This window comes from Mesorhizobium sp. dw_380 (assembly GCF_018588885.1).
Classification (GTDB): Bacteria; Pseudomonadota; Alphaproteobacteria; order Rhizobiales; family Rhizobiaceae; genus Mesorhizobium.
Genome location: NZ_JAFFIW010000047.1, coordinates 34,593 through 48,078 on the forward strand (window position 1 = coordinate 34,593; position 13,486 = coordinate 48,078).

The 13,486-nt window shown below is 58.8% G+C and carries 15 protein-coding genes and 4 pseudogenes; 9 read left to right on the top strand and 10 right to left on the bottom strand.

Going from position 1 to position 13,486, the window contains the following annotated elements:
• Positions 1-14: 14 nt before the first annotated feature.
• On the bottom strand, positions 15-266 hold the full coding sequence (locus JT360_RS34170) for a hypothetical protein (RefSeq protein ID WP_352128667.1): 252 nt from the start codon (positions 264-266) through the stop codon (positions 15-17).
• On the opposite strand from JT360_RS34170, the gene JT360_RS28875 reads away from it, so the two are divergent.
• Positions 259-1,350 carry a YncE family protein gene (locus JT360_RS28875; protein ID WP_250889146.1) on the top strand — a complete coding sequence of 364 codons (1,092 nt, stop codon included), beginning with the start codon at positions 259-261 and terminating at the stop codon, positions 1,348-1,350. The genes JT360_RS34170 and JT360_RS28875 overlap by 8 nt on opposite strands.
• 14 nt (positions 1,351-1,364) lie before the next feature.
• The gene (locus tag JT360_RS28880) at positions 1,365-1,835 is read left to right on the top strand and encodes an APC family permease (RefSeq protein ID WP_214476109.1); all 471 of its coding nucleotides are present in this window, start codon (positions 1,365-1,367) and stop codon (positions 1,833-1,835) included.
• Between the two features lie 677 nt (positions 1,836-2,512).
• On the opposite strand, the pseudogene JT360_RS28885 reads toward JT360_RS28880, so the two are convergent.
• Both JT360_RS28885 and JT360_RS28890 read right to left on the bottom strand, forming a co-directional pair.
• Positions 2,513-3,097 (bottom strand): annotated as a pseudogene (locus JT360_RS28885) (type IIL restriction-modification enzyme MmeI); the annotation flags it as partial.
• 50 nt (positions 3,098-3,147) lie between these two features.
• Positions 3,148-4,050: an ATP-dependent DNA ligase gene (locus JT360_RS28890; RefSeq protein ID WP_214476111.1), complete on the bottom strand. Its 903-nt coding sequence runs from the start codon at positions 4,048-4,050 to the stop codon at positions 3,148-3,150.
• Between the two features lie 220 nt (positions 4,051-4,270).
• Here JT360_RS28890 and JT360_RS28895 point away from each other — a divergent pair, with 220 nt between their 5' ends.
• Positions 4,271-5,143: a ferritin-like domain-containing protein gene (locus JT360_RS28895; RefSeq protein ID WP_214476113.1), complete on the top strand. Its 873-nt coding sequence runs from the start codon at positions 4,271-4,273 to the stop codon at positions 5,141-5,143.
• 704 nt (positions 5,144-5,847) lie between these two features.
• A complete protein-coding gene (locus JT360_RS28900; protein WP_214476115.1) occupies positions 5,848-6,390 on the top strand; it encodes a DnaJ domain-containing protein in 543 nt (180 codons plus the stop codon).
• Positions 6,391-6,926: 536 nt separating this feature from the next.
• Here the strand turns inward: JT360_RS28900 and JT360_RS28905 are convergent.
• Positions 6,927-7,043 (bottom strand): annotated as a pseudogene (locus JT360_RS28905) (transposase); the annotation flags it as partial.
• A 112-nt stretch (positions 7,044-7,155) separates the two neighbouring features.
• On the opposite strand from JT360_RS28905, the gene JT360_RS28910 reads away from it, so the two are divergent.
• The gene (locus tag JT360_RS28910) at positions 7,156-8,151 is read left to right on the top strand and encodes an NAD(P)H-dependent flavin oxidoreductase (protein WP_214476117.1); all 996 of its coding nucleotides are present in this window, start codon (positions 7,156-7,158) and stop codon (positions 8,149-8,151) included.
• Positions 8,152-8,492: 341 nt separating this feature from the next.
• On the opposite strand, the gene rsgA is transcribed toward JT360_RS28910, so the two are convergent.
• A complete protein-coding gene (rsgA, locus tag JT360_RS28915) occupies positions 8,493-9,500 on the bottom strand; it encodes a ribosome small subunit-dependent GTPase A (protein ID WP_214476140.1) in 1,008 nt (335 codons plus the stop codon).
• A gap of 164 nt (positions 9,501-9,664) precedes the next feature.
• On the opposite strand from rsgA, the gene JT360_RS28920 reads away from it, so the two are divergent.
• Positions 9,665-9,940, top strand: a complete 276-nt coding sequence (locus JT360_RS28920) for a hypothetical protein (RefSeq protein WP_214476119.1) — start codon at positions 9,665-9,667, stop codon at positions 9,938-9,940.
• A gap of 233 nt (positions 9,941-10,173) precedes the next feature.
• Here JT360_RS28920 and JT360_RS28925 read toward each other — a convergent pair whose 3' ends face one another.
• Complete coding sequence (locus JT360_RS28925; protein ID WP_214476121.1) at positions 10,174-10,602, bottom strand: YybH family protein; 429 nt, start codon at positions 10,600-10,602, stop codon at positions 10,174-10,176.
• A 152-nt stretch (positions 10,603-10,754) separates the two neighbouring features.
• The gene (locus tag JT360_RS28930; RefSeq protein ID WP_214476122.1) at positions 10,755-11,033 is read right to left on the bottom strand and encodes a hypothetical protein; all 279 of its coding nucleotides are present in this window, start codon (positions 11,031-11,033) and stop codon (positions 10,755-10,757) included.
• Between JT360_RS28930 and JT360_RS28935 the strand changes: the two genes are divergently transcribed.
• On the top strand, positions 11,032-11,265 hold the full coding sequence (locus tag JT360_RS28935; RefSeq protein WP_214476124.1) for a hypothetical protein: 234 nt from the start codon (positions 11,032-11,034) through the stop codon (positions 11,263-11,265). The two genes, JT360_RS28930 and JT360_RS28935, sit on opposite strands and share 2 nt — an antisense overlap.
• A gap of 33 nt (positions 11,266-11,298) precedes the next feature.
• Here the strand turns inward: JT360_RS28935 and JT360_RS28940 are convergent.
• A pseudogene (locus JT360_RS28940) lies at positions 11,299-11,439 on the bottom strand (helix-turn-helix domain-containing protein); the annotation flags it as partial.
• Between the two features lie 336 nt (positions 11,440-11,775).
• Between JT360_RS28940 and JT360_RS28945 the strand changes: the two are divergent.
• Positions 11,776-12,090, top strand: a complete 315-nt coding sequence (locus JT360_RS28945; RefSeq protein ID WP_214476126.1) for a hypothetical protein — start codon at positions 11,776-11,778, stop codon at positions 12,088-12,090.
• Here the strand turns inward: JT360_RS28945 and JT360_RS33820 are convergent.
• Together JT360_RS33820 and JT360_RS33825 are read right to left on the bottom strand one after the other, a co-directional pair.
• Positions 12,087-12,473, bottom strand: a complete 387-nt coding sequence (locus JT360_RS33820; protein WP_352128665.1) for an IS5 family transposase — start codon at positions 12,471-12,473, stop codon at positions 12,087-12,089. The genes JT360_RS28945 and JT360_RS33820 overlap by 4 nt on opposite strands.
• A gap of 117 nt (positions 12,474-12,590) precedes the next feature.
• A pseudogene (locus tag JT360_RS33825) lies at positions 12,591-12,818 on the bottom strand (transposase); the annotation flags it as partial.
• A 181-nt stretch (positions 12,819-12,999) separates the two neighbouring features.
• Between JT360_RS33825 and JT360_RS28955 the strand changes: the two are divergent.
• A partial coding sequence (locus JT360_RS28955; protein WP_214476128.1) for a hypothetical protein occupies positions 13,000-13,486 on the top strand: 487 nt, incomplete at its 3' end.

Here is a 13,486-nt window from a genome sequence, read left to right on the forward strand (position 1 = left end):
CACGCTTGCTTCGATTACGCACAGGCGAGGCCGTGCGAGCGCCTGCCTTCAATCCACTCGCTTGCTGGTCGGTGGAACAGCAGGATGGCCAGATATTCGTGGGCGAGAAACTCAAGCGGACGGCGCCGCAGCCACGTGACGGAAGCGCTGGCCAGATGCCCGACAAGATCGTCATTGTCGGCGGCGGCGCGGCTGGCTTCGCGGCGGCCGAAATGATGCGGCGCCAGCAGTACCAGGGCAGCGTCATCATGATCAGCGATGACCAAGCGCCGCCCGGCACAGCTTGGCAAGGGAGCGGTGATGTTTCCGCAAGACCCCAAGAATGACGGCAATCGCAAATCTTTAGGAGATGCGATGCACGCGGCTACGGTGGCTGTTGCGCTTGCAGGGATGATCGGCGTGGCAACCGGCACCTGCCAGGCGGCGGACGCGCCCCTGGCGCAGGTGCAAACCATCCCGCTCGAAAGCGTTCGCGGCCGCATCGACCACATCGCCGTCGATGTTGCTGGGGACCGCCTGTTCGTCGCCGAACTCGGTAACGACAGCGTCGATGTGATCGATCTGGAGGCCGGCAAGGCCACTGGCAGGATCGAGAACCTGAAAGAGCCGCAAGGAATCGCCTATCTGAGCGATAGCGATTCGATAGTCGTCGCCAATGCAGGGGACGGCACAGTGCGATTCTTTCGGGCCGCCGATCTGGGCCCCCTAGGAACTGTTGTGTTGGGCGATGACGCCGACAATGTCCGGATCGACCTGGTCACAGGCAGAGTGTTCGTTGGCTACGGCAATGGTGGACTGGCAGTGATCGACGAGACCACTCGATCCCTAGTGGGCGAAATCAAACTGGCCGGACATCCGGAAGGCTTCGAAATCGACCCGAAGCCGAACCGTGCCTTCGTCAACGTGCCGGACGGACGTCAGATTGCGGTCGTGGATCTTCAATCCGCCAAACAGGTCTCTACCTGGAAATTCGCCAGTCTTGGCGGGAATTTTCCCCTGGCGCTTGCCGACTCGGGCGGGCCACTCGCTGTTGTTTTCCGCAGCCCGCCGAAACTGGTGCTGCTTAATCCCAAAACGGGTTCGGCAGAGCAGAGCGTCGATACCTGCGGCGATGCCGACGATGTCTTTTTCGACGGCAAACGGGAGCGCCTTTACGTGAGCTGTGGCGATGGCGCTATCGATGTCATTGAGCGCGACGCGAATGGGCTCCGCACGATTGGCCGCGTTCGAACATCCGCCGGAGCCAGGACATCTCTCTTTGTACCTGAACTGGACAGGCTCTTTGTCGCGGCGCGTGCCGGAGGGGTCGAATCGCAGGCTGCTATTCTCGTGTTTCGCCCGTCCCCGTGAAAGGCAGGTCGCAGTTGAATTCCACGGTGGATTTCATCGAAAGCGACAATAATGGCCAGCGAAATGAAGGATCCTCGACGAATAATCCCATTCTCGATCGCCGGCGGCATCGCGATTGCCGCGGTATTCTATGCCGTTGCAGAGTACCTCTTGGCGTACTCGGCAGCGCCGAGCTGGGCAGGGACGACGTGCCGTTGTTCAAGGCTGCTAAGCGCGCCATTGGCAGCTGGGGCGGACGGGTCATCTTGGCCGCCGCTTGGCTCGCATCACTTGATGAATTGATCAGTGACCTGCTCAGTGCTTCACGAGTGGGGCTGGCCATGGGCGAAGCGCACGAAATGCCTCGCTGGCTCGGCGAGTTGCATCCGAGCTTCAATGTTCCTCGACATGCTGTACTGGCAATCGGCGCCGTGACGTTCGTTTTGGTGCTGTTCTTCGACTTGCGACAGATCCTGCCGCTCGCGAGTCTCTATCTTTTGGTTTGATTCGCTGTCACCCACTTCGCTGCGCTCCAGCTTTCTCGCGAACAGCGCCTGACCTTGCCATTCTTTTCCTGGTTCGGACTCTTCGGCTGCCTCATCCTGGTTTTCTTCATTCCACCGATGTTGCTTGTTATCGGTGCAACCTCGCTCGGCGCTTTACGCGGCCAGGAAGGATTCTCAGGGACTCCTAATGGCGAAGTACGAAACGGGGACAACCGACGTCACGTTCGGAAGGTCTTCGGTTTGGAGGCTGAATCTGAGCTGCCGCCCCACTCGCCTCGTTGCTCGATGCTATTGAAGAGGCTCATAAGGGAACCCCAAATTAGCCTGCATGGGCCGGTTGAGGTATGACCTAAGGCAAGACCCAGACGGCACCTGGACGGGGCTCAACGTGTTCACCGGAAGGCCGGCTGAGGCGTGGGGCGCGCGTGCTGAACATCTTGACATGGGTACGCAATTGACACGGTTGGCCTCCTGAATGCCAGGACCTGAAACGAAGGGTCGTCCGTAAGGAAGCCGCCTATTGCGATGGCCTCGCCCTTCGGAGACGTAGAGGCCGGCGCGGCGGTGAGCGTTGAAAACGGGCCATGCCGGCCTACCGGACCTACGGCATCCAGCACCATCTGATGGCCTAATCCTCTTGGAATACAATGGATGGCCGACACGGGTCGGGACACTAGGAACAGGCTAGTACCGTTGAAGATGTCGGTGTCTTCGCAAAGAAGCAGAAAATCAGCCGCGCCATGAAATGGTTCGGGGCGGCGTTCGGCGGCATCCCAATCAGGGTTTTCTTCCAGCAGTGTTCGATACAGCCGGTTTAACCGGCCGGTGGCCCGGATATCGAATGAGCTTTCGCGGACCTGTTTGACAGTTGTGATGCCAGCAAGCTGGAGAAAGAAGCCGAAGTAGTTCGGGAAGTCCGCATAGGCGCAGGCGACGGTTTCGCCGTTCGTCAAATCTTCGGCTTCAAGAGTGTCGCCATCCGTGGCCAGCACGAATTTCGCCTTTGCCCTAGCCGTCGCCGGGCTGGCTTTCAGGGCGTCGAGAGTTGCCATGACTTCGCCAGGAGCGGCGACGGCGACATGGATGTTGCTGGTCTGAAGCACGCCGCCCAGATCAGACTTGTTCGACGCGCCCGCCCGCAGCTTCTTGATCGTCGTTTCCTTGTTCCCGAACGCTTGCAGGAAAGCCTACGGGAACTCGGTCGGATCAAACGCCTGCTCTGCAAGAGCCGTAATGGTTTCCTCGATCTCGACGGCGTTCAACGAGTGCCCCTCCGAAGGTCAGGAACCGCACGCGACCGCCAAACCAGGCTTCAGCCATTCGCGGCCTTGTTGCTCTTCAGTCCTACCGGCGCCGGCCCGCCGACCTTGCCTTGCACGCGATCCCATAGGCGCTGGCGCTTGTCGGCCTTGAAGGTGACGATGGCGCCGCCGGTATAGTGGCCCTTGTCAGCCATGAGCACCATGGCAGGCTTGCCCGCCTCGCGCTGCACGCCAATGATGTCCATTTCCTTTTCGGCATAGCACTTGATCTTGCGCCAGTTCATTGTCGGGCCACTGCGGTAGGCGCTTTCCTTGCGGTTCGAGACCATACCTTCAAGCCCAGCCTTGTCGACAAGACGGTAGACAGCGTCGCCCGTGCCCGGCATCGCTTCGCTGAACTGGATGTGGCCGCCGGTCGGGATCAGATCCTGAAGGATCTCCCGGCGGTCCTCCACCGGCATATTGCGAAGATCGTGTCCGTTCAGTGCAGGAGGTCGAATGCCACCAGGTACAGGTCGCGCGACAGCGCGGCTGGTGACGGCTGACTGCAGCCTGTGGAAATCGGAGAGGCCCGCCTCATTTGAGCTGATCGCCTCGCCGTCAATGATGAAGTTCTCCGCCTCGATGGCCGCCGCTTCCCCGGCAAGCTGGGCATAGCGGCCGGGCCAGTCGTACCCGTTCTTGGTGATCAGGCGGATTCCGTCCTCATCCTTGATGACCTGGGTGCGGTAGCCATCGAATTTGATCTCATGCAGCCAGTCATTGCTCTGCGGTGGCGTGTCGACGAGCTCGGGCTCCATGGGCTTGATGAACTTCAGACGCATGCACTGACTCGCAAAACCGCGATTCAATTTAGCATGCGCTAAATGGTTCCGGAACATTTTAGACAAATTGGAAGTTCCGTGGCCAACGAAGCTTTCCGAGTTCGGACCTCGAATTTCAGGCAACGGCATGGCGGCGAGCCGCCCGACGAGCGAGAGAATTTCTACCTTTGCCCGATCCGCGGGCAGCCCGTGGACTCAGAGAACGAAGCCATCAGGCGGCCAGGATGCAAGGACGCATGGGCGAACCTACCCGACCATCCTAAGGAACATTCGTCGGTTCTCAGGGTTGGGTCACTGGCCCGTGATCGAGGTGCCAACAGGCGTATCGGTGGGCTTTTGGGAGGAAGTCATGATCCGCGTCACCCCTTCAATTCAACTTTCGCGCAGACGCGCTCTGCAGTTCAGCTTGGGAGCCACCCTCGCCACCACAACCGGCGTGGCGCAAGTTTCTCGCGCCTATGCCCAGAACGAAGTGCAGGATGAAGACATTTTCCGCTTTGCGCTCAACCTCGAATATATGGAGGCCGAATATTACCTCCGGGGAACCACGGGAAAAGGCATCGAAGCAGCCGATGTCGGTTCGAAACCCGGCGACGTTGTTGGTGGAAAGAAAGTCTCCTTCGAGACGCCCGCCATCGGCGAATTTATGCAGGAAGTTGCGGAAAACGAACTCGCGCACGTCCGCTTCTACCGCAAGACGCTTGGAACCAAAGCCGTTGATCGGCCCGCCATCGATTTCGATGCGGGCTTCAAGGCCGTGGCGGAGGCCGCTAAGCTCGGGCCAGACTTCGACCCCTTCGGCAACGAAATGAATTTCGTCCTCGGCGGGATGTTGTTCGAGGATGTCGGGGTCACGGCCTATGCCGGAGCTGCGACAGTTCTAAAGAACAAGGACTTCCTCGCCGCCGCTGCAGGCATCCTTGCGGTCGAGGCCTATCACATGGGAATGGCGCGATCCACGCTATACCGGAAGGGAGAGAAGGCTTGGAAGGCAGCCAACGCCATCTCCGATGCTCGGGACAAACTTGACGGGCCGGACGACAAGGACCAGGGAATTCAGGTAGACGGAAAAGCCAATTTCGTTCCTTCGACGCCCGATGCGATCGTGTTCACCAGAACGCCGCAGGAGGTGCTCCGGATCGTCTATCTCACAGACAAGGACGGAGTGAGCAAGGGTGGCTTCTATCCGGAAGGGATGAACGGCACTCTCAAGAGCACGTGAGCTGTTGGCCAAGCATTTGCTAGCCCGCTGTGGTCGCCTGTGGGCCCGCACCACGCTTGCGGCGATGCGGGCCCGGCCGAGGTTTGCGGCCTTCAGCCAGCAGCGACCCAACTTTGGAACATGCCCCGGAATATCAGGTTCCGCCTATGCAACAAAAAGGCCCCCCGTGAGGCCGCGGGCCAATTTACCTGTGGTCGCGCACTGGATGGGAACAGTGCAATGGCCGAAGTGTTTCGGCGCAACAATGTTCCACGGGGAAAACTAATTCTGCGCAAACCCCCGAAGCGCTATCAGTGGGATGTGGCGCCAGGCCCTAACCCTCCCCCGCCGCCGCTTCCTTTCTCATCGCTCGTGCGGCATGCCGCCACGATCAATAGAGGACGGAGGCCATGGCCCGCGAAGTCGAGTTCCAGGATGACCATGTGGTGATAACATCGCGGCAATCCGCTGAAAGGCATCTTGCTGCTGATCACGGATGACGATGATGAGGTCGAGCTGCAACTCGACAAGGAAACCGCCGAGGCATTGCTGAGTGCGCTGGGAGCCTTTCTAATGGAAGGCGTGATCGGTCCCCTATAGCCAGCCGCTCCGCCGAACCCGTAGCGTTCGTTTCGGCCCGTTCTCCGATTAACCCTTTACTAACGATTAATTTGCCGTGCCGTTCGGCGGGTGCTTTTATAATAGCGCTGGAGGGGAGCACGGCTTTGTTCATTGACTATTACGAGCTTCTGGAAGTCAGCCGAAACGCCAACTCAGAAACGATAGAGCGCGTGTTTCGCTATTTTGCCATGCGCTATCATCCCGACAATCAGAGCACCGGGGATGAAGCACGCTTCAGCGAAATCGTGGAAGCACACAACACGCTCAAAGATCCCGCCAAGCGCGCGCAGTATGACATTCAACACAATGAGCAGATGAATCTTCATCGCGAGCTGGCGCAGGAAGCAGCAGACAGCAAAGGCGGCATCGAACGGGATAGCGACATCCAAGCCAAACTGCTCTCGTTGCTTCATGTAAAACGTCGAAAGGATGTCAACAATCCGGGCATTGGCGACGTGGAAATCGAACGATTGTCAGGGTGCCCTCGCGAACATCTGGAGTTTCATATCTGGTATCTGAAGGCGAAAGGCTGGATTTCGAGGATTGAAAACGGAACCATCGCGATCACGGTCGAGGGAATCGATCGCGCGAACTCCGAATATCCTCGTAGGGCCGAGGTGACCAAACTACTGGATCACGCTCATTAGACCGGCCTCCTTCGCCGCCGATGCCTCCCGCGCCTCCTGGCGGCTGCCGGACGAACACTGGACTGAAGTCCGATCCGTATGCGCCAGAAGGCCCATGGCTGAAACATTCCACCAATCTGGGTGTTGTTGTGGCAGGGACACCTGCTGGCGGCGAAAAGTGAATAACTTTGTCCGATGATCTGCACGACATACCAATGGAGTTTCACTGCCCGGCCTGTTCACATCCAATTGTGAGGCCTGGCTCCTGGCTCAGAACGATCGGAAGCTTCAGATGCGATAGCTGCAAAGCTATGGTGCGCATCGGCTATGAAAAGAAGCAGGCGATTTTCGCCCGCTATCTCAGAGGCCTGCGCACCTTACGCGCTAGCGATAAAGAGCCTCGGCCGCCAGCCGGAAGCCGGTAGGCGTCGTCGCGGCCGGACTGCAACCCCGCTTTGGGTTGCTCTCGACTCGAACTAGCCGACCCGGCGAGCGGTCATTACGCCGGCGGCGTCGGAATTGGTCGGAAAACTAAACATCAAGCGGAGCCGCCGACCGATGCCGCTGATTACCCGGCGATCATCAACCCGCCGCTTGCCGAGTGTGTCAGTTGGCAACAGCGCCGCGAGTAGCCTGAACTGCTCCTCGGTCAGCCAGAAATAATCGTGATTCATCCTTTGTAGTCTCCCTTTGCGGCGAATCCCCGTTGATTTCAAGCCTCCTTTGGACCACTGTCCCTAAATCGGGCAAAAGGCCGCGCCCGGATGAAGGATTCAGGGGAGCGCAATGCCCAACGCCTTCGCCACTCTCGTCGGCATAGAAATTCCGATTGTCCAGGCGGCCATGGGCGGAGCTACTTCTCCGCAATTCGCCGCCGAGGTGAGCAATGCAGGCGGTCTCGGGATGCTCGCCCTCGGCTGGAGTCCGCCTGAAGCGGTACGCGCAGAAATTCGGGCCACCAAGGCCCTGACCAAACGGCCGTTCGGCGTCAATCTCGTGTTGACATATCCGCAGGAGGAGCGCCTCGCGATCTGCTTGGAAGAAGGCGTGCAGGTAGTCTCATTTTTTTGGGGCCAGGCAGGTTCGCTGACGGCTGCGGCGCATCGTGGCGGGGCAAAGGTGCTGCATACGGCAGGAAGCGCCGAACAGGCTCGGATATCAGCCGAGGATGGCGCGGACGCAATCGTCGCGCAAGGCTGGGAGGCCGGTGGCCACGTTTACGGTAGAGTAGCCACGATGGCGTTGGTTCCGGCAGTTGTTGACCAGGTCGCGCCGGTCCCAGTTCTTGCCGCCGGTGGCATTGCGGATGGACGCGGTCTAGCCGCGGCGATGGCACTTGGTGCCGCGGGCGCTTGGATCGGTACCCGCTTTCTCGCGAGCATCGAAGCTCCAATCCATGCGCGCTATCGCGACCGCATCCTCTCGGCCAAGGAGACGGACACAGAATATGGGACGGTTTTCGACGTCGGCTGGCCCGACGCTCCGCACCGTAGCCTCCGCAACAAAACCATTGAAGCTTGGGAGACAGCCGGACGCCCGCCGGCGGGTGGGCGTCCCAACGAAGGCGTCGTGGTAGCAAAGTCGCCATATGGTGATGTGGTTTCATACCAATCTCATACGCCGGGATCGGGTGACGAGGGCGATATCGACGCCCTTGCCCTATGGTCGGGCCAAGGCGTCAGCCTCGTCCGCCGCGTCCAGCCGGCAGCCGAGATTGTCCGCGAAATCAGCGACGAGGCGCGGGCAATCCTCGCACGGCTTGGGAACGATCCATCTTTCTAAGGCCTGTGTGGGAAGTACCGCCGATCTCAATCGCGAACTTATGGGTCTGGACGCCCGCCTCGCGCAGCAGCGATCGCGAATGCTCGTCTTGCTCGAAGAGCTTGCTCACGCCCGAATGCTCGTTAGAGATGCCGCCGCGATCCGCGCTCACTTCAAAGGTGCCCATTTATACCAAACCGTACAGTGAATCCTTTTGGGCCATCCTGAAAATGGAGTAAAAGTTATTCTTCGCCGGAAGGGAGGCCGCGATGGGTCGTGCCCCGCTGAGTGGTGTAGCTCGGCGGGGCACGACCCGGTGCTCGGCTGCGGGATGGGCCCTGCCTGAGCTCAAACCTAGTCGTTCAACGCCTTTTTCCGCGACCGTTGGCGGAATTGCTGCCACGAGGCCCAGTTTGAACTGGCGTGTTGTTGCGGTTTTCGTCGGAGAGTTTGCGCCAGCGAGCAAGACGCTCAGGGTCCAGCGTGCCGGCGGCCAAAGCTGCCTGTACCGCACAGCCCGGTTCATGAGCATGAGTGCAGTCGCGGAACCTGCAAAGCGGGGCAAGCTCGGTAATTTCGGCGAACAGTGCGTCGATGCCGTAAGCTACATCGCTAACCTGCAGCGTTCGCATTCCTGGCGTATCGATCACCCACCCGCCACCTGCAATGGGATGCAGGGATCGCGAGGTGGTGGTGTGGCGTCCTTTGGCATCGTGTTCGCGAATGTCTCCGGTCTGTTGAGGCAATTGCTGCGCTGATCCGGCCAGCGTGTTCACCAGCGTCGATTTGCCCACGCCTGAGGAACCGACCAGTGCAACTGTTTGTCCTGCGCCGCACCAGGCGGCTAGGGCGATTGCGGCATCAGCCGTGCGCGGGTTCAACGTCACTACGATCAGCCCCCGCTGCAGTGCGGCAGATTGCTTTTCGTACTCCTGGGCGTCAGCCACGGTATCGGCCTTGGTCAGTAGGATCACTGGAGTTGTTCCGGCCTCGTTCGCTAGCGCCAGGTAGCGCTCTAGCCGAGCGGGGTTGAAATCAGCATTGCATGAGGTGACGATAAACAACGTGTCGACGTTGGCTGCGGCAAGCTGCGGCGCCTTGGCGCCCTGAGTGCGGCGTTCCAGCACTGTCTTGCGGGTCAGGCGGCGGTGCAGCAGGTGGGCATGGGGATCGACAAGGACCCAGTCGCCAACGGCGTAGTCGCCACTGTTAGTATGCGTCGGCAGTGTCAGTTCCGTTCGCCCTGTTTGAGATATGCCGGTCAGGCGGTCACGGTGCACCGTGGCAATACGCATCGGGAGTAGGTTTGCCTCATGCGGACCAAGCTGATCGCCGAAAAAATCCGTCCATCCCAGGCTCGCGAGGGACATTGATCGAGTGGCGGTGGAGTGATCCGTCACGGCTTTGACCCAAGGTACGGCGTTGCAGACATCGGACAGTATTCCTTGGCAAAATGAGGTGAGCGCCGAAAACAGCCGCTCGGCATGGGCGCGATTGTTCGAGCCGTGTATGGGCGGCACGGCGGGATTTGGCAATGCTCGTCATCCACTCTATAACTCTCGACAACGCTTCAATGCGTTGCGTGAAGAAGAAGCGCAGCGCCGACACGATGCTGTTCATCGTCGGCACGGGAACGCCGTCGTCCTGCTGCTCGATCTGGAACCGGCACAGGTCGTCGGTGGTCGCTGTGTCTGGTGAACGCCGGAGGAACGTCGCCAGGCGTCCGAGCTCCCGTGAGAAACGCCGCAAGTTCATGTCGTCGATCAGTCGCTGGCGCAACGGGCTGATCGAAGCTTCGAGAACTGGATGAGGCATGGTCAGGCCGTGAGCCCGTTCTTTATCCTATCGGGGGACAGCCAGCCGGCTAGAGCTCCGAACATCGCCGCCACAGCTTTGGTGGCCACCGCTCCCGCGATTACGTCATGTTCGTTCTGCGGCGCCAAGGCTGACAGTCAGCAACGGGCCGCCAAATCGACCGTTCACCTACGAACCCTTGCCGCGTGAAAGCCGACATCCCTGTTGAGGACGTTAGGCGTTCCGGAACTACGGCAAGAGATCCGTCACAGCGCGCCCACTACCGTCCATTGCCATAGGGAAGCTGGCGTGTTCGTGGATGATTTTCCAAGAACCGCCGATGCGCCTTAGCACGATGGTTCGCCGGCTCCAGGAGTCGACCTTTGTGCCATCGGTCTTAATGCCAGTCATGCGCGACAGCCCGAAGGCCACTGCAAGATCGCCGTCGATTATGAGCTGCGGGTCAGCCATGTGAACGGTGACGCCATTGCGCCAAGTTGCAAACCAAGCATTTATCCCTTCGATGTCGCGTGCCTGTTCGCCTCGATAAGCGAGCGGCGGCGGCAGATCGAAAACCACGACATCCGGGTCCATGGCATCGACGTTGGCGCGGGCGTCCCCCTTGGCAGTTGCGTATTCCTGGCCCCGGATGACAGACAAGACTTCCTTTTCAGACATATCGTTGCTCCTTCATTTTCTGGAACGACGAGGCCGGGGCGATCAATCCGACATCGACGCGCCACAATTCGTGACAAACATGGCGGGTCCTAGCTGCTGTTGCATCGTGGTATCAAAAGTGATGAGCCCCGGACACCGCATCATCGGGGGCTCTAGTGGCCTTCTTGGTGGGCTTCATCCACCTGTATGCCTCCTTGACGGCGGCAGCGGTCACCCAGGCCGAAAAATATTCGTTGCGTGAAGAAGGTCGACTCTAGGACCATGACGATCTGAACGCATTCCAGTTCGGCCAGGGCCTGATCGGCCTGCCGGAACCAAGCCAAGCCACGGCGAACCCAATTCGCCGCACCTCTCGGCGCGTCAATACTTACTTCTTGCGATGGAATTTCCCGGACGGTCTGGCAAGCTCGTACCGAAGGAGTTTCTGCCATGACCTCTCTCACCTGCACTCTTGCCGCCGATGCCAACGGAACGTGGCGGGTCGTCTTCGTGCCGGGGGATCTGCATCTCTATGTGGAATTCAAGCTACCCCAAGCCGGTTCAGATCCGGTGGACTGGATGAGTGTGGACGACTTCCTTGCCTGGCGCCCAAAAGGCGCGCTCCACAAAAGTGCGCGCGACCGCTTGGTTTCGGTCATTTGCCGGGCGATGAGAGATCCATAAACGCAAAAATCCGCTGCACCCGGTGGCACGGCGGGCTAGATCGGTGCCTAGACGACACATCTCCCTCAGCCGATCACTGGCTGCAGCAAGAGAGAGTCCGACGTCAGCCGCGCCGTGGGTGATACTGCCAGCGTCAGCGACGGCGAGGAAAAGACGTAGGTCGGTGAAATCGAAGCCGAATCGATATGTTTGGCAGCAAGTGAAGGTGTTGGCGTGGCGATTGTTCCAGAGACGGTAGCCAGAAAGCGCAAGCGAACGTTTTCAATTTCGATTACGCCGCTACTGGACGGCTGGGCTCGCCGACATCTCTCAGTGTGCGTCGCCGCTAACCTTGATATATCCCCGATCGCTCAAGACCTTTTCAACCATCTGAGAAGCCATGACCTGACGCCTGCTTAGTTCTGTTGACAGCGTCTGACGCGGCTATGTAGGCAGTCATCGTCAGCTCTTAATGATAGCTCTGGCGCCGGGCGTCAAACGCCTGCGACCAGCTGAAGGTTAGAGACAGATATGTGGACAAAGAATCCTCGCAACTTGCTGGATGTTGAAAAGAGCTGGATAAACAGACTCAACGACAGGTGGTCGGATGAATATCTGAGCGCAATCCAGGTGGTAATTTTCATTGTCGATAACGCTCACACAATCAGGAACGCCGCCCTCTTAAAAGGGGGCGTAAAACCGATCTCCTCCGAGCTTGCTGCGGATGGCGACGGGTCCCCAGTGGAGGTAACCCTCTACGAGGCTGAAACGGGTGATTTTGGCGAACTGGAATTCAATCGTTTGGACACTGGGCCATTGATCGAAATCCCGAAACTGATCATCTAAGCCTGGCTGATGAATGACGGAAGCCACATTATTACGGCCGCGATTGCCAAGAAAGCCGCGAACGACAACCTTGTCTTGTCATAACGCGTTGCGATTCTCCGGAACTGCTTGAGACGGTTGAACATTCGCTCGATGCGGTTGCGGTCCTTGTAAGCATTGAAGTGCCCAGGAAGGCGGGTCTTTACGGTTCGCTTTTGGCGGGATGACTGGCAAGATGCCGTGGAAAGCAACTCCTCGCGGATAACGTCGCTATCGTAACCCTTGTCGGCGAGAAATAATTTGGGCTTGGCCAGCAGATCGGGAACAGCATTGTAATCGGAAACCTCCCCACCCGTCAGGATAAAGCCAAGAGGGCGTCCCTGATCGTCCGTGCGGCCGTGGATTTAGTCATAAAACCGCCGCGTGATCGACCAAAAGCTTCCTGATAAGTCCCGCTTTTTGTGCCCGCCGCCTGCGAATGGCCCCGAACCGTCGCGCCATCGACCATGTGTCGCCAATCATCACCCTAGCTCCACAGGCGTTTCCAGCAAGGCGTCCCACACACCTTGTCTCGCCCATCGACGAAAGCGCACATAGACCGAATTCCACCTGCCATATCGTTCGTGCATATCCCGCCATGGGCAGCCGACGCGCAGAACATGCAGCATCCCATTGAGATACCGTCGATTATCCAACGACGGACGGGATTCCCTGCCACGCTCCGCTGGCAGGAGTCCGGCTATCCGCCATTCCGTATCGGTCGGGTCCCGCGCGCCAAAGCCACCTCCTAAAAGGCAGTCTTGAAACTTCGGCCGATTTTGGAATCCACTTTGTCAACAGGACCTAGGTCAATGTCCTTGCAATCGCGGTAGCTTGCATCGCGAGTGAATGGTAAACGGTGTCTCGCTAGCAGAATGAACTGGTTGAACCGTGCTGAAAATAGATAGCGGGCGATCACAAGACCCAAAAATTCTTTCACCGGTTGGGATTGCCCAGGAATGCGAGACGCGTGGACAATTGGTTGTTCAGTTCAGCAGGCCAGAAGCATACACGCCCGCGATTTTGGCGTCGCTGAACGAAGCCTGCGGGCTGGCCAAAGATCGCCTTCAAGTTCGATTCTATGGGCATTACGGGGGGCGTTTCGATGCAATGACTCTCCGTCATCTGCCTGAAATTCGTAACCTCGCAGTCGATTGTCTGACTGCAATCGACAATGAGGAGGAGATCGGGCGGCTTCCAAATTTGAAGTTGCTAAACTTCGGGGTCTTTGAGCTGGACCGCCCAGACTTTCTGAGAACGCTAGAACTTCGCGATTTGGCGCAGCTTTCGCTCGGCGAAAACCGCAAGCGGAACTTTGATCTTTCACCTTTGGCCGACTGCGAGTTGCTCGACAACCTTTTTATCCAAGGCCACTCAG

Coding starts and splice junctions, on each gene's coding strand:
- JT360_RS28875 (WP_250889146.1), top strand. CDS start 259: ATGACCAAGCGCCGCCCGGCACAGCTTGGCAAGGGAGCGGTGATGTTT.
- JT360_RS28890 (WP_214476111.1), bottom strand. CDS start 4,050: ATGCCGTTGCCTGAAATTCGAGGTCCGAACTCGGAAAGCTTCGTTGGC.
- JT360_RS28895 (WP_214476113.1), top strand. CDS start 4,271: ATGATCCGCGTCACCCCTTCAATTCAACTTTCGCGCAGACGCGCTCTG.
- JT360_RS28910 (WP_214476117.1), top strand. CDS start 7,156: ATGCCCAACGCCTTCGCCACTCTCGTCGGCATAGAAATTCCGATTGTC.
- rsgA (WP_214476140.1), bottom strand. CDS start 9,500: ATGTCCCTCGCGAGCCTGGGATGGACGGATTTTTTCGGCGATCAGCTT.
- JT360_RS28920 (WP_214476119.1), top strand. CDS start 9,665: ATGCTCGTCATCCACTCTATAACTCTCGACAACGCTTCAATGCGTTGC.
- JT360_RS28925 (WP_214476121.1), bottom strand. CDS start 10,602: ATGTCTGAAAAGGAAGTCTTGTCTGTCATCCGGGGCCAGGAATACGCA.
- JT360_RS28935 (WP_214476124.1), top strand. CDS start 11,032: ATGACCTCTCTCACCTGCACTCTTGCCGCCGATGCCAACGGAACGTGG.
- JT360_RS28930 (WP_214476122.1), bottom strand. CDS start 11,033: ATGGCAGAAACTCCTTCGGTACGAGCTTGCCAGACCGTCCGGGAAATT.
- JT360_RS28945 (WP_214476126.1), top strand. CDS start 11,776: ATGTGGACAAAGAATCCTCGCAACTTGCTGGATGTTGAAAAGAGCTGG.